26 protein-coding genes are annotated in these 19,525 nt (G+C 36.1%); 9 read left to right on the top strand and 17 right to left on the bottom strand.

Going from position 1 to position 19,525, the window contains the following annotated elements:
• Nucleotides 1-149 precede the first annotated feature (149 nt).
• Entirely contained in the window at nucleotides 150-800 is a 651-nt protein-coding gene (locus C1N55_RS03300; RefSeq protein WP_240758368.1) for an HAD hydrolase-like protein, read from the bottom strand.
• 237 nt (nucleotides 801-1,037) lie between these two features.
• On the opposite strand from C1N55_RS03300, the gene C1N55_RS03295 reads away from it, so the two are divergent.
• On the top strand, nucleotides 1,038-2,039 hold the full coding sequence (locus C1N55_RS03295; protein WP_137727484.1) for an NAD(P)/FAD-dependent oxidoreductase: 1,002 nt from the start codon (nucleotides 1,038-1,040) through the stop codon (nucleotides 2,037-2,039).
• A 45-nt stretch (nucleotides 2,040-2,084) separates the two neighbouring features.
• Here the strand turns inward: C1N55_RS03295 and C1N55_RS03290 are convergent, their stop codons facing one another.
• Both C1N55_RS03290 and C1N55_RS03285 read right to left on the bottom strand, forming a co-directional pair.
• Complete coding sequence (locus C1N55_RS03290; RefSeq protein WP_137727483.1) at nucleotides 2,085-2,573, bottom strand: YndM family protein; 489 nt, start codon at nucleotides 2,571-2,573, stop codon at nucleotides 2,085-2,087.
• A gap of 237 nt (nucleotides 2,574-2,810) precedes the next feature.
• On the bottom strand, nucleotides 2,811-3,506 hold the full coding sequence (locus C1N55_RS03285; RefSeq protein ID WP_137727482.1) for an AIM24 family protein: 696 nt from the start codon (nucleotides 3,504-3,506) through the stop codon (nucleotides 2,811-2,813).
• 339 nt (nucleotides 3,507-3,845) lie between these two features.
• On the opposite strand from C1N55_RS03285, the gene C1N55_RS03280 reads away from it, so the two are divergent.
• The 3 genes from C1N55_RS03280 (at nucleotide 3,846) to C1N55_RS03270 (ending at nucleotide 6,092) form a co-directional block, all read left to right on the top strand.
• On the top strand, nucleotides 3,846-4,409 hold the full coding sequence (locus C1N55_RS03280; RefSeq protein ID WP_137727481.1) for a sigma-70 family RNA polymerase sigma factor: 564 nt from the start codon (nucleotides 3,846-3,848) through the stop codon (nucleotides 4,407-4,409).
• The gene (locus C1N55_RS03275) at nucleotides 4,406-5,440 is read left to right on the top strand and encodes a DUF4179 domain-containing protein (RefSeq protein ID WP_137727480.1); all 1,035 of its coding nucleotides are present in this window, start codon (nucleotides 4,406-4,408) and stop codon (nucleotides 5,438-5,440) included. The genes C1N55_RS03280 and C1N55_RS03275 overlap by 4 nt, the downstream gene beginning before the upstream one ends.
• Nucleotides 5,441-5,570: 130 nt before the next feature.
• The gene (locus C1N55_RS03270; RefSeq protein ID WP_137727479.1) at nucleotides 5,571-6,092 is read left to right on the top strand and encodes a GNAT family N-acetyltransferase; all 522 of its coding nucleotides are present in this window, start codon (nucleotides 5,571-5,573) and stop codon (nucleotides 6,090-6,092) included.
• Between the two features lie 48 nt (nucleotides 6,093-6,140).
• Here the strand turns inward: C1N55_RS03270 and C1N55_RS03265 are convergent, their stop codons facing one another.
• From C1N55_RS03265 to C1N55_RS03215, 11 genes are all read right to left on the bottom strand, one after another.
• On the bottom strand, nucleotides 6,141-6,950 hold the full coding sequence (locus tag C1N55_RS03265) for a GNAT family N-acetyltransferase (protein WP_137727478.1): 810 nt from the start codon (nucleotides 6,948-6,950) through the stop codon (nucleotides 6,141-6,143).
• A gap of 31 nt (nucleotides 6,951-6,981) precedes the next feature.
• Nucleotides 6,982-7,515, bottom strand: a complete 534-nt coding sequence (locus tag C1N55_RS03260; protein ID WP_137727477.1) for a GNAT family N-acetyltransferase — start codon at nucleotides 7,513-7,515, stop codon at nucleotides 6,982-6,984.
• A gap of 99 nt (nucleotides 7,516-7,614) precedes the next feature.
• The gene (locus C1N55_RS03255; protein ID WP_137727476.1) at nucleotides 7,615-8,076 is read right to left on the bottom strand and encodes a DinB family protein; all 462 of its coding nucleotides are present in this window, start codon (nucleotides 8,074-8,076) and stop codon (nucleotides 7,615-7,617) included.
• A gap of 66 nt (nucleotides 8,077-8,142) precedes the next feature.
• Nucleotides 8,143-8,631, bottom strand: coding sequence for a GNAT family N-acetyltransferase (locus C1N55_RS03250; RefSeq protein WP_137727475.1), 489 nt, complete (start codon nucleotides 8,629-8,631; stop codon nucleotides 8,143-8,145).
• A 42-nt stretch (nucleotides 8,632-8,673) separates the two neighbouring features.
• Nucleotides 8,674-9,138 carry a GNAT family N-acetyltransferase gene (locus tag C1N55_RS03245; RefSeq protein WP_137727474.1) on the bottom strand — a complete coding sequence of 155 codons (465 nt, stop codon included), beginning with the start codon at nucleotides 9,136-9,138 and terminating at the stop codon, nucleotides 8,674-8,676.
• 30 nt (nucleotides 9,139-9,168) lie between these two features.
• A complete protein-coding gene (locus C1N55_RS03240) occupies nucleotides 9,169-10,608 on the bottom strand; it encodes a YcdB/YcdC domain-containing protein (RefSeq protein ID WP_370452573.1) in 1,440 nt (479 codons plus the stop codon).
• Between the two features lie 189 nt (nucleotides 10,609-10,797).
• The gene (locus C1N55_RS03235) at nucleotides 10,798-11,271 is read right to left on the bottom strand and encodes a GNAT family N-acetyltransferase (RefSeq protein WP_137727472.1); all 474 of its coding nucleotides are present in this window, start codon (nucleotides 11,269-11,271) and stop codon (nucleotides 10,798-10,800) included.
• A 48-nt stretch (nucleotides 11,272-11,319) separates the two neighbouring features.
• Complete coding sequence (locus tag C1N55_RS03230) at nucleotides 11,320-11,751, bottom strand: GNAT family N-acetyltransferase (protein ID WP_137727471.1); 432 nt, start codon at nucleotides 11,749-11,751, stop codon at nucleotides 11,320-11,322.
• A gap of 148 nt (nucleotides 11,752-11,899) precedes the next feature.
• Nucleotides 11,900-12,109 (bottom strand): hypothetical protein, encoded by a 210-nt coding sequence (locus C1N55_RS20730; protein WP_137727470.1) that lies wholly within the window; start codon nucleotides 12,107-12,109, stop codon nucleotides 11,900-11,902.
• Nucleotides 12,110-12,322: 213 nt separating this feature from the next.
• Nucleotides 12,323-13,165 carry an aldo/keto reductase gene (locus C1N55_RS03220; protein WP_137727469.1) on the bottom strand — a complete coding sequence of 281 codons (843 nt, stop codon included), beginning with the start codon at nucleotides 13,163-13,165 and terminating at the stop codon, nucleotides 12,323-12,325.
• A gap of 41 nt (nucleotides 13,166-13,206) precedes the next feature.
• Complete coding sequence (locus C1N55_RS03215; RefSeq protein ID WP_137727468.1) at nucleotides 13,207-14,400, bottom strand: MFS transporter; 1,194 nt, start codon at nucleotides 14,398-14,400, stop codon at nucleotides 13,207-13,209.
• A 198-nt stretch (nucleotides 14,401-14,598) separates the two neighbouring features.
• On the opposite strand from C1N55_RS03215, the gene C1N55_RS03210 reads away from it, so the two are divergent.
• The gene (locus C1N55_RS03210) at nucleotides 14,599-14,964 is read left to right on the top strand and encodes a winged helix-turn-helix transcriptional regulator (protein WP_137727467.1); all 366 of its coding nucleotides are present in this window, start codon (nucleotides 14,599-14,601) and stop codon (nucleotides 14,962-14,964) included.
• Nucleotides 14,965-15,206: 242 nt separating this feature from the next.
• Here the strand turns inward: C1N55_RS03210 and C1N55_RS03205 are convergent, their stop codons facing one another.
• Nucleotides 15,207-15,827, bottom strand: coding sequence for a TetR/AcrR family transcriptional regulator (locus C1N55_RS03205; RefSeq protein ID WP_240758453.1), 621 nt, complete (start codon nucleotides 15,825-15,827; stop codon nucleotides 15,207-15,209).
• A 158-nt stretch (nucleotides 15,828-15,985) separates the two neighbouring features.
• On the opposite strand from C1N55_RS03205, the gene C1N55_RS03200 reads away from it, so the two are divergent.
• A complete protein-coding gene (locus tag C1N55_RS03200) occupies nucleotides 15,986-17,149 on the top strand; it encodes a YhgE/Pip domain-containing protein (RefSeq protein ID WP_137727465.1) in 1,164 nt (387 codons plus the stop codon).
• A 63-nt stretch (nucleotides 17,150-17,212) separates the two neighbouring features.
• On the opposite strand, the gene C1N55_RS03195 is transcribed toward C1N55_RS03200, so the two are convergent.
• On the bottom strand, nucleotides 17,213-17,815 hold the full coding sequence (locus tag C1N55_RS03195) for a GNAT family N-acetyltransferase (RefSeq protein ID WP_137727464.1): 603 nt from the start codon (nucleotides 17,813-17,815) through the stop codon (nucleotides 17,213-17,215).
• A 178-nt stretch (nucleotides 17,816-17,993) separates the two neighbouring features.
• On the opposite strand from C1N55_RS03195, the gene C1N55_RS03190 reads away from it, so the two are divergent.
• From C1N55_RS03190 to C1N55_RS03180, 3 genes are all read left to right on the top strand, one after another.
• Complete coding sequence (locus C1N55_RS03190; RefSeq protein WP_137727463.1) at nucleotides 17,994-18,620, top strand: phosphatase PAP2 family protein; 627 nt, start codon at nucleotides 17,994-17,996, stop codon at nucleotides 18,618-18,620.
• Nucleotides 18,621-18,655: 35 nt separating this feature from the next.
• On the top strand, nucleotides 18,656-18,856 hold the full coding sequence (locus tag C1N55_RS03185) for a hypothetical protein (protein ID WP_137727462.1): 201 nt from the start codon (nucleotides 18,656-18,658) through the stop codon (nucleotides 18,854-18,856).
• A 130-nt stretch (nucleotides 18,857-18,986) separates the two neighbouring features.
• On the top strand, nucleotides 18,987-19,232 hold the full coding sequence (locus C1N55_RS03180; RefSeq protein WP_137727461.1) for a YkuS family protein: 246 nt from the start codon (nucleotides 18,987-18,989) through the stop codon (nucleotides 19,230-19,232).
• 25 nt (nucleotides 19,233-19,257) lie between these two features.
• Here the strand turns inward: C1N55_RS03180 and C1N55_RS03175 are convergent, their stop codons facing one another.
• Nucleotides 19,258-19,506, bottom strand: a complete 249-nt coding sequence (locus C1N55_RS03175; RefSeq protein ID WP_168193792.1) for a hypothetical protein — start codon at nucleotides 19,504-19,506, stop codon at nucleotides 19,258-19,260.
• Nucleotides 19,507-19,525 lie beyond the last annotated feature (19 nt).

Below are 19,525 nucleotides of genomic sequence, written 5' to 3'. Positions count from 1 at the left end.
AACGGTTATTAACTTAGCCTTTTCACCTACTTTCAGGTGATCAATATGAGATTTTTTATCCCAGTCATTTATGATTGGGATTTTTTTATAGAAAGGTGTTCATGTTCATGGAGCACTAGCATCTGAATGTTAAGCGTTCGCTTAAAAACTTAACGAATTAAGTCGAGGCTGATTGTTGAAGCTAAAGTATTAATGATGTCTTGAGGAGTATGGACAACATATTTTGGTTTTTCTTTTTCTATGAGTTCAAAACCATCTAGTCCCCAACTTACCCACATAAATGGTATCCCTACCACATTGCAGGCGATAATATCTCGAATTTCATCTCCGACATAGAGCACTTCTTCAGGTGTTAGCTGCTGTTTCTTTAGAAACTTCTTTAAGACTGCATCTTTTCCAAATAGTTTGCTGGATGTAAGTACCTGAGATACAGCGTCAATCTTCTCCTGCGCTAATAGCAATTCGATATTTTCCTTTGCATTCGATGAGAGTATGATAATTTTAAAACCATGCTGCGAAAGTATATCAAGCATTTCTTTAATACCATCAAATACCTTCACTTCCTGTATATGAGCTTTAAAATATCCATATATCTTTGGCAAAATAATCGGTAGTTTGTGCATCGGGAAATGGAATAGTTTGGCTCTTTGATGTAAATTTAAATTTCTTGTCGCAATTATATCTTCACTCTTAACGCGGTCATACTTAAATGTATCTGCATAGTTATTCCATGCTTTCATAAAAACAGCATGCGAATCTGCTAAAGTTCCATCAAAGTCAAAAATAATATATTTCATCATAAGGATTCCCTCGTTTCTTTTGCTGCATATGTCTATTTTAATGGATTCACACATTCATTGGCAAAAAATTCAAGACATATTCAATAGACTCGCTATGAATTTATCCCCTCAAGTACACCCCCATTGTCAGAATGAAAATTGACCATTTCAAAAGATAAATAAATCACTACTTTTAAGGTAATACTCCACATAAATAAGTAAGAGCAACAAAACATTAAAAGAAAATGAGTGGATCTAATGAAAACCGATGAAAAAGTTTATGATGTGACGATTATTGGTGGTGGTCCAGTAGGGCTTTTTACCGCGTTTTATGCTGGTATGCGTAATTTATCAGTTAAAATTATAGAAAGTCTACCCCAGCTTGGTGGACGCCTCTCAGTAATTTACCCAGAAAAATTCATCTATGATGTAGCAGGTTTTCCAAAAGTGCGTGCCAAAGAATTAATCGACAATTTAATCGAACAGTTAGGATTGTTTGAGCAAACATTCGTAATGGAACAAACGATTCAAAGCTACGAAAGAGTTGATAGCGGCGTTATGAAAGTTATGACTGATAAAGAAATTCATATGACAAAAACCATTATCATTGCGGCTGGTTTGGGTGCGTTCCAGCCAAGAAAACTAGCCATTGAAAATGCGGTAAGCTACGAAGGAAAAACGCTTCATTATTTTATCAATGATATGAGTCTGTTCAAGGGAAAGAAAGTCATTGTCTTAGGTGGAGGTGATTCAGCGGTCGATTGGACTTTAATGTTAGAGCCGATTGCCGAAAGTGTAACTATTGTCCACCGACGTGATAAATTTACTGCTCATGAACATAGTGTAGAGCAATTGAAAAAATCATCCGTGGAAATAAAAACTCCCTTTGTTCCTACCGAACTGGAGGGCGACGATGGCAAACTACAAAAAATCACCTTTAAAAATGGGGAATCTGGAGGATCTGAAAAGTTAGAGGCAGATGAACTGTTTGTAAACTATGGGTTTACTTCCTCTCTAGGCGCTTTAAATAATTGGGGATTAGATATGAGTAAAATTTCTATTAATGTAAACTCGAAAATGGAAACAAATCTTGAAGGCATTTACGCTGTTGGTGATGTTTGTGACTATGAAGGAAAAGTGAAATTGATCGCAACAGGCTTTGGTGAAGCAACCATTGCCATCAATGCCGCTAAACATTATATCGACCCAACTGCACGAGGCCATGTCCCGCATAGTTCGGATATGTTTAACAAAAAATAAGGTATATAAAAAGGACTGCCCTAAACGATTGGGGCAGCTCCTCTTTTATTTGATTGGTCCTTCGGTTTCACTTTTCGTAATATCATTGTTCTCTTTCTTCTCCAAGCCCTCATCAAAGTCCTGTGAAAACTCAGTTTGCGCTATTCTAGGAGTATAGGTATATCCCTGATTCTTTTCTGGCTCCTGGATCGTTTCGATGACATGTTCTTTAAAATATCGGTGGTAAAACATCTCTCCTAATCCTATAAAAAGAGCTGATACAAAGGCTGCAGCAAACATAGATGTATTTTCGCCGTATACCCATGTTCCTAATCCCCAAATGACAAAAAAGGCGAGGAATAAGTCGCTAACTGATGCTATAAAATTTCCGATTTTAGGTAAAATGAATACGTCGCCAACAAAAGAAACAATTGATAACAGCGTACCAATAAGAAGGATGTTTCCAAATGATACTCTATAAAATAATCCTAATATAATCCACAAGACAATGATTGTCATGGCAAGTTTGATGAAAAACGCTTTAGTATACTGCAAGAGTATTTCCTCCTTTCTTGATTTCTTATGGTATAGATTTTCCCGAAGTTAAACCTCCATACATAAAGAAATAAAGAGTTTAAGAAAAAAGCTGGTAACAAGATACTCGACTTCCTGCCTTTTCTGACAAGCGTTATCAAGACAGTCTGGTTAATCCTTTTAAAAGTATTCATAAAAAAAACGTAGACAAAGTCACTAGTTCCCTTTGTCTACACTATAAAAATTCTATATCGAAATTTAATTACTGCCTGCCTGCATATTCACCTCTTCATAAGGCTGAACAATGACAAAGCCATTTCCTTCAAATCGCATCTGAATCGATTCCCCACTGCCTCTTCCTACAAAGGTTTTTAGTGAAATGTCTGTTTGGAACTCTGGCTGGAGATTTCCTGACCATGCTACCGTTGCGTTTGGATCTGTAATAACGGGATTTCCTGGGGTGACACGTAATGTCAGTGGTTCATAATGAGATGTAATTGCAATCATCCCTGTACCTTCACAACGCACATTAAATAATCCACCAGCCATCATCCCTGCCACTTTTTTCATCAGCTTGATATTGTGTTTAATGGATGGCTCGAATGCTAATAGGTCATTTCCATTTACATGAATGGCTTCATTCTGCAAATTCAATATGATGATTTTCTTTCCGCTATCAGCTAAATACAATTTCCCTTTTCCATTTGCCTTCATAAGACTTGCACCTTCACCAGTAAATGCCTTTTTGAACATGTGGCCAATCCCATTTTCCAGAATCCCTTCGCGTTCAAACTTAATCTTGCCGTTATAGGAGATCATTGCCCCAGATTTCGCCCATACAAGGCCATCAAGGTTTACCTCTAAAATACGGGGCGTTTCTAATTCAAAAAACCCTTCTCCCTTATCAACTTGCTCTGTACTTTTAATAAATTCTTCAATCGAATATCGATTCATTCTAACATCCCCTCCATTATTTTACATATACGTAAAGTCTTTTAATTTAGTTTCAAACCCATAGGCATCCCTTTTTATTTTTGTCACCAAATGGATTGTATTACGCAGCTCCAGATTTTATTCCAAATTTAAATATGCCCTTTCACTATCGCATGGCCCCTACTTTATAAAGTACAATAATTTCAATATTTATAAATTTGTATTTGCTTTTAACTACACTATTATAGCTTTTACAAATTACAAACTTTTTTACATTTAGATTTATTTTGAGAATAAATAAACTTACCGTTCGTTGTACTTTATGAAAAAGCTTTTTTAATTATATAAGGAGCGAAGTTAATGAAATGTTCATCGACAAACTTTATTACCCGATTAAAGAAACAAAAAGAAGATGCACTTGACTATATCATCGAGGCTTATTTGCCACTTGTAAAAACGATTGCAACAAAAATTTTACACAATATGAAACGCCCTGATATTGATGAATGTGTTAATGATGTCTTTCTTACCGTTTGGCAAAACGCCCGACAATTTAATGGCGATGCAGCGGATTTTAAAAAATGGATTGGCATGATTACAAAATACAAAGCCATTGACCGGTATCGCCAGATAGAAAGGCAGATGACGAATGAACAATTTGATGCACCACTTGAAGAAAAAGCAAGTGCCTTGCAAACAGACCTATCTGTTATACAACGGGAAGAAAAAAATGAATTATTATTTGCAATTAGCCAATTAGACGCAATTGACCGTGATATTTTTATGATGAAATATTATTTGGAGCTTACAAATCTGGAAATTGCCAATCATCTTGGATTATCCAAAGCCGCCGTTGATAATCGCCTATATCGGGGAAAGAAAATTCTAGCCACAAACGCAAAGCTAAAGGAGCGATTTGTATGACGAAGAAAGAATGGTTTGATTTAGATATCGATCACCTTGAGACACTTGACGTAACAGAGATTGAGAAAGCCCGTGTTAAACAGCACGTACTAAAAAACCCTAAAAAAAGTAAAAAGACTACACTTTGGCGCAATTTCGCTGTAGCTTCTGTCATCATTATCAGTGCTACTACTGTCTCAGGTTTTGCTTTCCCATCTCTTGCATCCCAGCTTCCTTTTATGGATAATGTCATTCAATTTTTTAATGACGATGAACATCGCTATGAAGCATTTGAAGACTTTTCCACTGATCTCAACCTATCGCAAACAAGTAATGGCATTACGGTTATGATTGATAATGCAGTGTATGACGGTACGAATATTACAGTTTCATATGCAATTGAAACCGAACATGATTTTGGGGAAGCAATGAAGGTGAAAGCACCCTATTGGTTCGATGTTGTTGGTGCAACCGGAAGTGGTGGCGGAGACCAAATTACAAAAATTAGTGATACACGCTATGTTGGCTTAGCTTCATTTACCCCGCACTTCAAAGATAATGTATATCCAGAAACAGTGGAAGTAACTTGGGCCCCTAAAGCATTTACTAGTATGTCCAATAATCAGGAAATTGAGGGTGAATGGTCCTTTACCTTTTCTTTAGACCAATTGGAAGGAGATTTACAGCTGGTAAATAGAACCATACAACAAGAGGACGTAAACTTTACCCTTCAATCTATAGAATTTACGGATGTCTCAACAGTTATCTCCTATGAGCAAGGAGTGACGGATAAGTTAGTCGCCAAATGGCCAAGTGTAACACCTGTCTTCCGCATTAAAGATAACTTAGGGAATGTATATGTAGATGAAACAAGTGGAGGTGGGGTCTCACGGGATAATGGAAAAACCTTCGAAGGAACAACTACATTTGGACCGATGCAAGAAGGTGCCAGTCAACTCATCATTCAACCCGTTGAAATCGCGAGTCAATTATCTGGCCAAGGACATATTGAAATCGAACTGGAACCAATAGTGATTGACTTAAAAAAATAAAATCCAATACCTCTATGGAAATTAATTTGATTTTGATTCCATGGAGGTTTTTCAGTAAAAATAAACTTCCCCTCTTCTATAAAGGAATTTCTAAATATTTATGGAAATCTTTTTTATGGAGGTGTTAAGTATGCAAATAAGAAGAGCTACTATGGCTGATGCTTCTGGTATTGCAAAAGTCCATGTAGACAGTTGGAGGACAACCTATACAGGGATAATGCCGGATGACTTCTTAAGTAAGTTATCTTACGAACAAAGAACAGAATTGTGGAGACGAAATATTGCACAAGAGGATAATTATGTAGTAGTAGCCGAAAATTCGAAAAGGGAGATTATCGGCTTCGCAGATGGCTTTAAAAGAGAAACCAATACATTCCCGAATTCAAGTGACTTAACCTCAATCTACTTACTCGAGGCTTATCAAGGAAAAGGAATCGGCAAAAAACTACTAAAACATATTTTGATACACTTTAAAAGCTTGGGGCAACACAAGATATTCGTCGATGTTTTGGCAGATAATAAAACTCGCTATTTTTATGAATATTATGGGGCAAAGCTCTATACAACGACTCAAATTAAAATAGGCGGAAAAATTCTAGACGAACTCATTTATGTGTGGGATAACATTGATGAGGTTATAGAGAAGTTATAGTGCTATCTTGAATTTATGGCGTTAATCCTTGGATCAACGCCTCTTCAATTATTTTCCAATCCAAATCGCTTTAGTATAAGCTACTTGTAATCCGGCTCTTTCCATATTATTTTGACTGACAGAACCAAATTTTGCTTGTCCAAAGATTAAGTTGCAGTCCTTTTCAATTGCTTCACGGATACGATGTTTGATTAACGCACTTTGGATTCCTTCATTTCTTAAATTGGGTAGGGTTGCTGCAGCCGCCAGTGTAGCTATAGAATCCTTCGTAAATAGTACGCCTATCCCGGCAGGTTCGTTATTATAGGTAGCAAGGTAAAATGTCCAATGCTCATCTTCATAAAGGACTTCATTATTTTGAGCTACTCCACTTTTAAGAAAGTCCGGCATCCCGAAACCTTTTACATAAATATCAGCAAATATATCAAATTCGTTTCTCTCCAGCTTGCGAATATTGATTGAATGACTAGTTTCAATCTCATTCACCTTCAAGACATGTGTATACAATGTTGTATGAAAATCATGATGATAAAAACCAGCTTTACTAAGACAAGCGAGTAATTCTGATGATGCAGCTGCTGGTGTGAGTTCAAATCGAGCCGGAATCTCCTTTTGTTTGTAAAAGGATACGATCTGTTCAACGCAAGGTTCATCACCTGCTTTTAACCCCTTTACTATATTGAAGGCTGGTCCTGGTATATTCTGAACCGAAAATGCAGTTGCATGCCCAAAATTTTGAATCTCCACACCCATCGGATTCCCTTCAATTTGTTGAATGGCTATTAACCTAGAACGTAAAGCATCTATTTCTGACTGCTCCAGCATATTGGCGAGCTCATTATTTAAAACCAATGTCACAGTGTCACACTCCTAAAATTTTCTAGAAACCTTAATTTTTATTCTTTAGTAATGAGTAAACATATGTATCATAAGAACTTCCATTTTGAACGATATAATCTCGTAATACTCCTTCTTTTTTAAAACCTATCTTCGTTAGTAACTTATTAGACGCCTCATTTTCAATAAATACAACTGCCCCTATTCGCTTTAAACCCAATACATCAAAACCATAGGAAAGAACTTTTGATAGTGCTTCCGAAGTATACCCTTTTCTCCAATAGTCTGGATGGATTTCATAACCGATTTCTGCCCGTTTATGTTTGGATGACCAAGCATTAAATCCAATTGTTCCGACGATTCCTTTAGTCCCTTTGATCTCCATTCCCCATCGTATCCCTCTCTTTGCTTCAAAGTTTTTTGAGAAGAAATCAACAAATTTTTCTGCTTGCCCTAGATGATGCAACGTTTCCTCCCCATAATAACGAGTGACATTCTCATTTGAGAAGCAAGCAAAAATCCCTTCAGTATCTTCTTTTGTTATTTCACGCAAATTTAGTCTTTCAGTTTCTAACACTGGAAACATTGGGTCTCCCCTTCCTTTCTTTTTCTTATGATTCCTTCAATAAAAAAAGCATCTCCTTCTCATTAGAAATGCTTTCCTTGGATGGTGCGCCATAACTTATTATTGTAAACTTTTTTTAATATCTAGAATTGCTTGTAAATGCATGCCTTCATGAAAGATAGTTCGAATTAGTACTTGCTCGATTGTGTGCATGCCCATTTCAGTTGAAGGATACTTCTCTTCCAAACGTTTTCCATATGTTTCCATCAATCTTGCTGGTTGTTGTTTCAGCAATTTCCGAAGTTCTTCAAAAGAGGGAGTTTCCTCCGTGAAATGCTCTGGCGTTGTTCCGTATCCAAACCACTTTATAAATTCCTCAGGTGCCTCTGTTTTTTCCTTTGTCAAAGCTTGAATCCATAAGTATTGATCGAGATAAATATGGCCCATATTCCATCTAATATTATTACGGAAATGATTCGGAACGATTTCTGCTGCTTCTGCTGTGACATCGTTTAGAACATGAAGAACATATTCTCTATAAGCTTGTAATTGATTAAAAAGGATTTGATGTCGTTCTTTCATAGTGCATCCCCTTTCGATAAGTTAAATCTAATAAATAATTCGAATACTTTATATTAAATTCCTTGTTTATATAGATGATTTCATAGAATAAATTGCTTGTTCAGCTCCAAATCTACTAATCGTTCGTTCTAAGTCCATGCCTAAACTTTCCAGCAGTCTGCATGAGGCAATATTTGCAGTTTGAGTTTCAGCAACAACTTTTGACAGTTTTAATTCATGTAATCCATAATTAATAACTCTTTCCACTACCTCTGCTCCATATCCTCTACCCCACCAGCCAGGTGAAAATTGATAGGATATCTCAAGGTAATCGCCATCATGATGAGGATCTAGAGAAACCAAACCCATGAAAAGCTCTGTGTCTTTTTCTCTAACAACCCAATAATATGAGTCCGCATCTGGATTCAACATATATTCTAATACCTTAGGAATGGACTCTTCCTGCTTTATGCCTCCAAGAAATTTTCTTACCTCTGGATTGAGATACAATTTTCTCACATCTTTAAAATCAAATTTTCCAAAGGTTTGAATCAAGCATCTATTTGTCTCAAACAATACACTTCACCCTTTAATACTAAAAATAGAGTCATATAGTTGTTAAAATTGATAGAATTCCTTGTCTAGTTCCCAGTTAATCATTGTTTCTGTCTCATTGATTCTTTGCATACCCAGCTTTGCTAGTACACTCATAGAGCCATAATTATCTTTTAGTGTTTCAGCTTTTACTTTCTCTACTTTTGATGTATTAAAAGCCCACCCAATTAAAGCCTCTACAGCTTCTGTTGCATAGCCTTTATTCCAAAACTCTTCAAGGAAACCATAGCCCACTTCAACTGTTTGTTTCTCGTCTGGCTTCCCTTTAAAACCTATGTCTCCAATCACTCTCTCATCTGATTTTCGAACAACTATCCAACACCCCCAATAAAGTAAGGATGGATCTTTTGTTAAATCTTTTAAATAACTGGAAATATGTGGGCCATTATAATAGTTTTGATTTATAGTAATTTGAACCGTTTCTATTGTACAAGGTATTATTTGTAATCTATTAGTTTCAAGTATCAATTTTATGTCCCTTTCATTTAAAGGTAACTATCATCCTTTTTCGGTGATAACTGCTCCTGTTAATGCATCAATGTATCGGATAGCTTTTCTTTTATCCCGTTCGCATGCTTGATAGACGAGCATATAGTACTCTCCATTATCTTCTTCATAGCTTTTGCTCCATGCTAATTCAAAATCCAAAGAACTTAGAAAAATTTCATGTGCTTTATTTTGTGTAATAACAGGTTCAGATGGAATCGACTTAAGCTTTTCAAAATCAAAACTAGGACCACTGTAATAATCAATTAGGCCAGTTTGTCGATTTACGGAAACTCTGACACGCTCTAAATAAATCCTTATCCCCTGTCCGTTATGCACCTGGAAAGTAAAGACCTCATTCATTTTATCTTCATCAAGTTCATCATCATTTTCATTTACTATCAATTGTAAAAATCGGTAATCATCTAGAGCAATCATTTGTATAAAATCAATTGCTATCTGATAGCAATTTTCACGATTGAGACAAAGGTCGCCACTGCGTTCCTTAAACCACATAAAGCTTCTAACTTTCCCCGTTTTTTTCGAAATGAAAGCTTTAACAGTATCTTCATTATGTCTTTGTAAAAAACTATTCATCGATAAATCGGTTTCATCCAACTTCCATTCCTTACTACGCCAGACAATCCCTGTTTCTCCCCCTAAATCCACTTCCCGAATAACCTCCATGTCCTCGGTAATACCAATGCTTACTTCTATTGAAGACTCTTTTTTTACTTGGTCGGTTGGCGTTGGAAGTGAACTATATTTGCTTGGAATATCTTCTTCATGAACAATCGTTAAAGTTGGTTCGACAGTGTCTGTTTGGTACTCCATGAAAAGATCGACATCATATACTAGATGCAGTCCACCTTCATCTATATCATGCAGCTCAGGATTCAAATTGGCTATTGTCATTTGAAAATCCATTCTATTTTGGACATGGTCAATTAATTTTTCTTTTTCAATCATTGATTTTGGTATTATTGGTTTTGGCTGTATTCCATAATATTTAAAATTAACAATCTCTCCGCCAGGTTCAACATCGATAAAGCAGCCAGCATGTGGTAATGGCAAGTCCATCACGATTTGTTCATAGTAAAATCGGTATGCCGTTGTTAATTTTTTTGTTTCATATAATGTTAGATTTTGTAAAGCATGAGGATAATGCCTGTCCAAAAATGCTCTTGCTTGCGCCTCCAATTCACTGGCATTTAGAAAATCTGTATTCGAGTCTGTTCTGTTTAATTCAACAGATAAACTTATCAAATTTCCAGCAAGGTCAAGTGTAACGGAGATTCCTTCCTCTTGTTGTTCATCTGACCATGTAAAGATCGCCTCACCTTCGCCATTCTCGTCCCCAAAATATTCTTCTATAACAGGTTGAAAGTACTTAGGAAGTTGGACTAATGATTTTGCTCGCTCCTGTAACTGTTCTTTATTCAAAAAAAACATCCTTCCTGGTTGAAATCCCCTCATTTTTTGAAAATATTGTTAATAACAATTTTAACATAAATATCCAATTAAAAAATCATCTCTCCCTTTATATCAATAGAATTCCGACCATTTGTGCACCGTTACGCAGGAAATAGCTTCTATTGGATATCAAAGGCTATAGAAAGGGATTTATTCTAAGACTTTAATTTATATATTTATCTGCATTTTTCTACTCACACTACTCATCCCAAATCTCTCATAAAATGAAATTGCTTTTTGATTGAATTCCCAGACATTCAGTTCTAACGAGGTTGCGCCATTATTTTTAGACCATTCCATACAAGCTTTAAATAAATCGGTGCCTATCCCCGCTCTTTGGTGAGTACTTTTCACACCAAAATCGTTCATATATGCATAAGTTCTTGGTGTCATCGTATCAAATGGTGGTGATTCTTTTAATTCCATCACAGCAAAACCGACAATTTCCTCATTAATTTTCGCAATCAGAAATCCACTTTTAGGATCTTCCAATAGTTCACGAAAATAAGCTTCGGGGATTGCTTCATCGACCTTCTTAAAAATATGAGGCAGTACTTCAGAATGTTCGTCTTGCCCCTCCCTAACAATTGAATTGACCTCTTCATAATCCTCAACATTTGCAGTTGTTATGTGTATTTTCAACTTTCTATCCCCCTATTTGAATCAGTAAATAATGTTTTCACCTATTAATTAAAGTAGACTCTTGGCAAATCCTGTACTTTTAGCTACATACCCCATGTTTTTATAAAATTGATGGGCATGAACCCGTTCAGCTCGGTTACCGCTATTTAATCCAATTCCTGTTGCTCCCAGATTTCTAGCATAATTTTCAGCTTCAGATAATAATAGCTTACCTATCCCCTTATTCCGGTAGTTGGCATCTACTACTAAAGCAATTATCCGAGCATAAATGCCATCCTCGCTATACAGGACACCTGTATGAAATCCAATCATCCCCACAACTTTTCCTTCATCGTCAGCCACTAAAGTATGGTGGTTCCTTGCAGCTTCCATATTATTAAACCTAGTCTTCATCTGCTCTTGAGATGTTGGATAGCCAAGGTCTCCCATCAAAGATGCTAAGTCATTTATATCTTTCGAAGTAGCTTTTCGAACCTCCATTTCACTCTCTCCTTGCACAGTATATTTGTAATAGACTTCCACATATTTCTAAAAATCCCTTGTGAATAAATGATGTTTTATTGGCAAGCAAATTATTGTTAAAAAAAAGTGCCGACCTCTATTAAATAGAAATCGGCACTAGATTTGTTTAACGTGAAGCTTTAGGTGGTTGGCATACGTCACATTTACGTTGGTTATTATTTTTAAATTTCGTAAATGTTTTTTCAAAATTGCTGCCACATGAACATTTAAATAGTAATTTTTGAGAAAATCCGTGATACTCTGTCGTTAGCAACTTACTCTCCGAATTATTCTCAACGAATTCTTTAATTTTTCCAATCGTCCATCTTTTATTCATTTCTTACACCTCTATTTTCTCGAATACACGCCAGACTTTCAGCGCTTCCATTCTACTACATAAGTTCCTCATTATAACATGTGCTTTGGTTTAATTGTTCTATTCTTTATGCTTTAATTTTTATTTCATACATATTAGCAACCCTATAGTAGTTAATTCTTCAAAAAAATAAAGCCGTATCTAATTAGATACAGCTTTAACTATTTCTACCTTTTAAAAATCAAAATTATCTGGATCTGGACCTACTCGATGATTTTGATTTAATCCATCAATGACGTCCATATCCTCTTTCGTTAATTCGAAATCAAATACATTCGCATTTTCATTAATTCGGTACTCTTTTGTTGACTTCGGAATTGTCACTACACCGTTTTGCAAGTCCCAACGCAGGATAATTTGTGCTACGGACTTATTATATTTAGTAGCAAGCTCTTTTAGCGTCTCGTTATCCAGTAATTGTCCTTGCATTAATGGTGACCATGCCTCAAGCTGAATATCGTTCTTCTTGCAAAAGGCTTGTAGCTCTTTTTGACTTAATCGTGGATGGAATTCTACTTGGTCAATCATTGGTTTGATTTCAGCATCCTTCATCAACTCTTCAAGATGATGAACATGGAAATTACTAACACCTATCGCTTTTACTCTACCTTCTTTATAAAGTGTTTCAAGTGCTCGCCAAGCATCTTTGTACTTACCTTCCACTGGCCAGTGAATAAGATATAAATCCAGGTACTCTAACCCTAGTTTGGCTAAGCTTGTCTCATATGCAGCAAGAGTCTCTTCATATCCTAAGTCAGAATTCCAAACTTTCGAAGTGACAAATAACTCTTCTCTTGATATTCCAGCCTCTTTTAAGCCTTCTTGAATTCCTTTGCCTACCCCTTCTTCATTTCCATAAATCGCTGCTGTATCAATACTTCTGTACCCGTTTTTAATGGCTGATTTCACAGCGTTCACTAGCTCAGGACCTTCCTCAACTTTAAAAACTCCCAGTCCAAACCAAGGCATTTCTACGCCATTATTCAAAGTTGTTGTATCTTGTAAATTATTAATCATTTTTTATTCCTCCAAATTTTTTTAAGTTTAAAACTCTTCTATTAAGCATTTTTTACTTGATCCTTACGCTCCATTGCCCTACTAAAACCTGTTAGAATGACAGCTGCCAATACCATTAGTGCACCAATCCAGGATGTGTGAATCAGTCCGATCGAATCTGTAACTAGTCCTCCAACAAATGACCCTATCGCAATCCCTGCATTAAATGCAGCAATGTTGATAGCTGATGCTACATCTACTGCACTCGGTACAAATCGTTCTGCGAGCATGACAACATATACTTGTAAACCTGGCACATTCATAAAGGCAAAGAGACCCATGAAAAGTATTGTAATTAACCCAGCTATTTTATACGGTGCCGTAAACAGTAATACAAATAAAATGATGGCTTGTACAATAAACATAAAGAACAAAGCATTGATTGGATTACGATTGGATAGTTTTCCACCAATCGTATTCCCTATTGCAATGGCAATTCCGTAAACCAGTAAGAGAACTGCTACCGTTTCTTCTTTAAAGCCTGTTATTTCTTGAAGTAAAGGTGATAAATAAGTAAAGACAACAAACGTCCCACCATAGCCTAATGCTGTAATAAGGAACACAAGCAATAAGCGAGCATTTTTTAAGAGCTTAAATTGATCTCGAAATGTTGTCTTTGTCCCTTTACGTAAAGTAGACGGGACCAGGATACTATTTGCCATTAAGGCAATAATACCAATCACTACAATCACAATAAACGCCGCTCTCCAACCGAGCTGCTGTCCGATATATGTTCCAAATGGTACACCTGTTACGGTTGCGACCGTAAGACCCGTAAACATGATTGAAATCGCACTTGCTCTTTTGTTTTCCGGAACTAAGTCCGCAGCAATTGTTGACCCAATCGACATAAAGATACCATGGGATAACGCGGAAATAACACGTGCGACAAGCAACACGCCAATAGACGTAGAAAATGCAGCAAGACTGTTACCAACAATAAAAATCAGCATAATCCACAGCAATAACGTCTTACGTGGTATGTTCGATGTTAAAGAAGTTAAGATTGGCGCCCCAAAAGTAACTCCTAATGCATATAAAGAAACCGTTAACCCTGCAGTTGTTACCGGTATATTTAAATCCTCCGCTATCAGTGGCAATAAACCAACACTGATAAATTCAGTAGTACCTATAGCAAACGCACTAACTGCTAATGCTAGTAATGCTAACGTACTCTGCTTTTTACTTAAAGCCATTATGTTTCCTCCTCTAGTAGTACAATTCATCTAAACACTCTCCATATTGGTAATTAAAAGAAAGTGTAGTAAGAATCAGCCGGCAAATGTTATTATGAGATATAGAGATCACAAATAAAAGTACGCACTTTGAAGTAATATAGATACAAAAAAGTAATATAGGTACTTTTTAGTGCCCATAGATTGGAGGATACTTATATGCAGAAAAAGAAATACAATATATCAGTTGAGGCTACTTTAGAAGTAATCGGGGGTAAGTGGAAATGTGTAATCCTTTGCCACCTTACTCATGGAAAGAAACGAACAAGTGAATTGAAACGATTAATGCCGAGCATTACACAAAAAATGCTGACACAACAGCTCCGCGAACTTGAAGAAGATGGCGTCATTAATCGCATCGTCTATAATCAAGTACCTCCAAAGGTAGAATACGAGCTAAGTGAATATGGAAAAAGCTTAGAAGGCATTTTAAACGCTTTATGTAATTGGGGAGACAATCACATTATGAAGGTTTATGGAAATAAATCAGAAGTTTTAGAAGAAAGTGTTTTAAATAATTTATAGCCAGTTATATGTTTAGACGTGAAATATATGTCTAAGGATTATTACTTTTTATTGGACTTATCAGTATATTTTGCATCTTACGCTATGATAATGATTAAAAAACAAAAAGCTAGTAATGGTTATTGAACAACTAAACTAAATGAAGCACTATAGGAACCATACCAAATGAAACGGGTAAATCAATGCGCTGATTTACTTAGTCCATTTTGTGGTTCCTTATTGAATTCCCCCTACCTTCCTCCTTACTCTTTAAGTATATAGCCTTTCAAACCAATTGCTTCTAGCGGACCTTTCGACATAATTTGAAACATGATATTAGCCATTTCCTTAGGCGATTGCTGCATATTAGAATTTAACCAATAACGGATTACCCCTACGATCGCCGATGAGATGAATTGTGTAATGACTTCAAATGGCATATTCAGATCCTCAACACGCTTAAAATCTGAAACGTTTTTAAACATTTTTTGGATAATAAGTTTTCTTATCTTTTCCTCAAAAGATGGGTCCCCATTCGGTCCAAGTACTACCTTTAAAAATGGAGCATTCTCTTGGAAATATGTAAATATATTGATGATAAATGGATGTGGCTCGTCCGATATTAAATATTGCTTCATATTTGCAGGGAGCATTTCTCTAGCGTTTTCTTCTAATTGCTGAAGAATCTCCTGCTCGCATTTTTCCAGTAAATCATACTTATCTAAATAATGGAGATAAAATGTTCCCCTATTAATATGAGCATGGCTTGTAATATCCCGTACTGTAATTGCATGAAAATTCTTTTCCTCCAATAGAGAAATAAACGCCTGTTTAATATCATTTTTAGTTTGTGTTGTTTTACGCTCATATTTCTTATTTTCCATCACTTTTTCCCCTCCTTATTCTTTCTAGACACAATTAGCTTATATGTTGAATTTTCAACACATCTAGCATCATTGACTATCGTTTGCCCCATGATTATAAAATATAATGAATATCGAGAGAAAATCAACACAATGTTAAATTTTAAGGAGGTATTATTTTGAAAGATAAAATGAAAAATAACAAATTCTTCATTATCCCTTTTATAGCCGTATTAGCTTTATTATTTATTTTTGTGACTACACAGATTCCATCTGCTCGACAAGCAGTAAAAAATCTTCCAATTGCCCTTGTTGTTGAAGATACAGGTGAAATGGGTCAGACCTTACTTACAACAATTCAGGAAAAATCCAAAGCGATGCAAACGGACAACGAGCCAATGATTAAATGGGTAGTTCTAAATACTAGAGACGATATGGAACAAGAAATGGCTGACCAAAATATTTATGGTGCCCTTGTCATTCCAGCCGATTTCTCACAAGAGTTTGGGTCTTTACAAACCGCCACACCTACTCCCCCTGAAATTGAGATTTTTATCAACCAAGGGAAAAATGCAACTGTAGCCAATGTTGTAAGTCAGACTTTAACTGGAATGGTTACACAAATGAATCTTATGATGAGCGAACAACTATTAACGGCAATGGCTTCAAATAACATGACACTCACTGTAGATCAAGCACGTTTATTTACTTCACCAATTAGCAGTACAACAACGATGCTACATCCTACAGGTACATTAGGAAACGCACCTGTTTCCCTTTTCCAACCATTATGGATGGCAAGCCTTTTAAGTGCAGTTATGTTATTCTTTGCTGCTAAAAATAGAGTCTTCCAAACGAAGGGCGATCAATTGAAGTTAAGATTAATTCAAATTTTAGTTGCCATCCCATTAGGGTTTGTAGCGGGCTACAGCTTAACTTGGTATACAACGTTTATTTTAGACTATTCGTTTGAAAGCTTCCATGCAGTCGCTGTCTTCTTATCCATCACTTGTATCAGTTTTATCTTATTAATCACTGCCGTAATGGCATGGATAGGAATGGCTGGAGTCGGCATATTCGCTCTATTAATGTTCTTTGGTGCACCTTTACTGCAGCTAGCCCCAGAAATGCTTCCAGAGTTTTATAGTGATTGGATAAACCCATGGCTACCTATGCGCTTTATGGTTGAAGGGGTTCGTGAAATTCTCTTCTTTGGTGGAGGATCATGGAACAGCTCATCTTCTGTTTTAGTTTGGATCGCCATTGTAAGTATTCTTGTAATCTTAGCTAAAGTTTTAGTATCACAAACACACACACCAATAGTTAAGGAAACTGATGTTTAATATTATCTTTTCTACCGTCTCTTTCACTAGAGACGGTTTTTTCATTTCAATTAACTCCCACTATCATCCACCATTGTATTTTTCCTCTAGTAAACCCATTAACTTTTCTTTTACATCATTCCATTCACTATCAAGAATACTGTAAAAGACATTGTCGTGAATGGTACCATCAGCCTTCACTCGATGTTTTCGAAATGTACCTTCCTTTATGGCGCCTATTCGTTCTACTGCTTTTTGAGAGCGCTTGTTTTGTCCGCTAATCGAAAATTGGACACGCAAAACTTTTAGTTGTTCAAAGCAATAATCGAGTAACAAATATTTGCATTCTGTATTTACCCTAGTTCTCCAAACTTTAGGAGAAAGCCATGTCCAGCCTATTTCCACATTACGATTTACTAGATCAATGTCACCAATGCGAGTAGTCCCCAGTACTTCACCTGATAATTTATCTTTTATAATAAAAGGGATTTGAGTACCGTCATTTTTATGTTTAATAGCTATGGATAAAATTTGTTCTAGGTCTTCTATTGTTTTAACTTCCCTCCATGTATATTCCCATACATCAGGATTCTTTAAGGCTTCATATAATTCTTCTATATGCCCCATCTCAAGAGGAACTAGGTTAACGGTATTTCCTTCTAATGTCACATTGGTTGATATTCTCAAGACATTTCACCTCCATTTTAAAATTCGATTCAAATCAGCTTTATAATAAAAACAATTCGACTAAGATTAGATTAATCCTTTTAGGGTATATTTTATTAAGTTCCAAGTTGCCTTCCATTTTCAAAGTGTGGTACGTTTTAATTTCAAATGAGAATTGTTAACCAGAGGGAATGAAACAATGAATAAAGTTCACTATATTTTTGCACTGTTTACTTTTGTTGTGTTCTGTATTTTATGGATGACGTATGAGACGGATGCCATCAAGGCTTTCGACCAAAGAGCGTCTGACTTATTGTTCGGTATTGATTCCATCACATGGTTTCACTATTTAGGTGAGACAAAGGTGATTTTTGGCGTTTCACTCATTGTTCTCGTGATGATTTGGGTTCGCCTCCGTGATTACAATTTAATGTTTTTCGTATTTCTAACAATCGGAATTGGATACGGATTATATCAATTTTTAAAACGTGTCGTTGAACGACCACGTCCCGAAATTGTCGATCAGTTCACCACATTTAGCTTCCCTTCTGGTCATGCAACCCATGGAATTTTATTTCTTTTGACCCTTGCCTTTGTATTTAGCCGATTGGTTAAATCAAAGAAGGCTTCCCAAGTAGGCTGGATTATGGCCATTATTATTTTTGTACTAATTGGCCTTTCACGAGTAACAGAAGGACGTCACTTTGCATCTGATGTATTAGCCGGGTGGTCACTTGGCTATACTTGGTTTATCATTTGTGCTTGGTGGTATTTCATTAGTCACAGCGATTTAAACAAATTGCCGAGGACAAATTCAAAAAATTAACTACTATTTGTTTATATAAAGATAGGTGAAAAATAATGAAGTTAACAGATAAAGAACTGGCCGATTTGTATATGAAGTACAAGAAGGAAAAGAAACTGTATAAACAAAAAAAACGACAGTCGTTATATGATTTAAATCATTTTTTTGAGTGCAAAAAAGCCTTATCCCTTATTAAACTCGAAATGCATAGACGCGGTTTAAAGAAAAAGCATGCAAAGAAACTGAGCAGCTTTTAGCTTAGAACCACTTCAGGGTATTACACTTGATTCAAAGTGTAATATCTTTTTTTAGCTAACTTATTTTTTTAGATTGAATGAATAATTCATCTTCTGTTTTGGCACATTACTTATGGGAGGTGTAAGAATTATGGCGAATACAATTGGTGTAGAACAATCACTATCAAACGTGGAAGCAGCCTTGAAAGCAAAAGGCTATGAAGTAATCCAAATTCGTAGTGAAGCAGATGCAAAAAATTGCGATGCTTGTGTAATTACAGGTCAAGATGACAATATGATGGGCATGAGCGACACTACAGTTAAAGGACCTGTTATCGATGCAACGGGTCTTTCTGCTGATGAGGTTTGCGAACGTGTAGAAAAGCTATTCCATTAATCATTAAAAAGGAGCTGTTCTGGAGTCAATTAGACTCGAGTACAGCTCCTTTTGATATTGGAATAGCCGAGAGATTGTTTGGCGAGGACAAGTCTCCCATATTATTTAAATATTTGTCTACGAGGCTCCTTCTCGCAGACAATTTTTTCGTCTTTTCCAGATATTTGTCCACGAGGATCCTTATCGCAGATAATTTTTTCATCTTTTCCAGATATTTGTCCACGATCCCACTTCTCGTGGACAATTTTTTCGCCTTTCCCAAATGTTTTTCCACAATCTCAAATCTCGTGGAC

The sequence above is a fragment of the Lysinibacillus sp. SGAir0095 genome (assembly GCF_005491425.1).
In the GTDB taxonomy this organism is placed as follows: Bacteria; Bacillota; Bacilli; order Bacillales_A; family Planococcaceae; genus Ureibacillus.
This window is presented reverse-complemented; position numbering and strand designations above follow the sequence as displayed.

Bases quoted from the DNA above. Each gene is read 5' to 3' on its own strand.
- C1N55_RS03280 (WP_137727481.1), top strand. From the start codon at position 3,846: ATGAAATGTTCATCGACAAACTTTATTACCCGATTAAAGAAACAAAAA.
- C1N55_RS03285 (WP_137727482.1), bottom strand. From the start codon at position 3,506: ATGAATCGATATTCGATTGAAGAATTTATTAAAAGTACAGAGCAAGTT.
- C1N55_RS03300 (WP_240758368.1), bottom strand. From the start codon at position 800: ATGATGAAATATATTATTTTTGACTTTGATGGAACTTTAGCAGATTCG.
- C1N55_RS03215 (WP_137727468.1), bottom strand. From the start codon at position 14,400: ATGGCTTTAAGTAAAAAGCAGAGTACGTTAGCATTACTAGCATTAGCA.
- C1N55_RS03270 (WP_137727479.1), top strand. From the start codon at position 5,571: ATGCAAATAAGAAGAGCTACTATGGCTGATGCTTCTGGTATTGCAAAA.
- C1N55_RS03275 (WP_137727480.1), top strand. From the start codon at position 4,406: ATGACGAAGAAAGAATGGTTTGATTTAGATATCGATCACCTTGAGACA.
- C1N55_RS03210 (WP_137727467.1), top strand. From the start codon at position 14,599: ATGCAGAAAAAGAAATACAATATATCAGTTGAGGCTACTTTAGAAGTA.
- C1N55_RS03185 (WP_137727462.1), top strand. From the start codon at position 18,656: ATGAAGTTAACAGATAAAGAACTGGCCGATTTGTATATGAAGTACAAG.
- C1N55_RS03230 (WP_137727471.1), bottom strand. From the start codon at position 11,751: ATGGAGGTTCGAAAAGCTACTTCGAAAGATATAAATGACTTAGCATCT.
- C1N55_RS03260 (WP_137727477.1), bottom strand. From the start codon at position 7,515: ATGTTTCCAGTGTTAGAAACTGAAAGACTAAATTTGCGTGAAATAACA.
- C1N55_RS03220 (WP_137727469.1), bottom strand. From the start codon at position 13,165: ATGATTAATAATTTACAAGATACAACAACTTTGAATAATGGCGTAGAA.
- C1N55_RS03180 (WP_137727461.1), top strand. From the start codon at position 18,987: ATGGCGAATACAATTGGTGTAGAACAATCACTATCAAACGTGGAAGCA.
- C1N55_RS03255 (WP_137727476.1), bottom strand. From the start codon at position 8,076: ATGAAAGAACGACATCAAATCCTTTTTAATCAATTACAAGCTTATAGA.
- C1N55_RS03295 (WP_137727484.1), top strand. From the start codon at position 1,038: ATGAAAACCGATGAAAAAGTTTATGATGTGACGATTATTGGTGGTGGT.
- C1N55_RS20730 (WP_137727470.1), bottom strand. From the start codon at position 12,109: ATGAATAAAAGATGGACGATTGGAAAAATTAAAGAATTCGTTGAGAAT.
- C1N55_RS03190 (WP_137727463.1), top strand. From the start codon at position 17,994: ATGAATAAAGTTCACTATATTTTTGCACTGTTTACTTTTGTTGTGTTC.
- C1N55_RS03240 (WP_370452573.1), bottom strand. From the start codon at position 10,608: ATGTTTTTTTTGAATAAAGAACAGTTACAGGAGCGAGCAAAATCATTA.
- C1N55_RS03205 (WP_240758453.1), bottom strand. From the start codon at position 15,827: ATGGAAAATAAGAAATATGAGCGTAAAACAACACAAACTAAAAATGAT.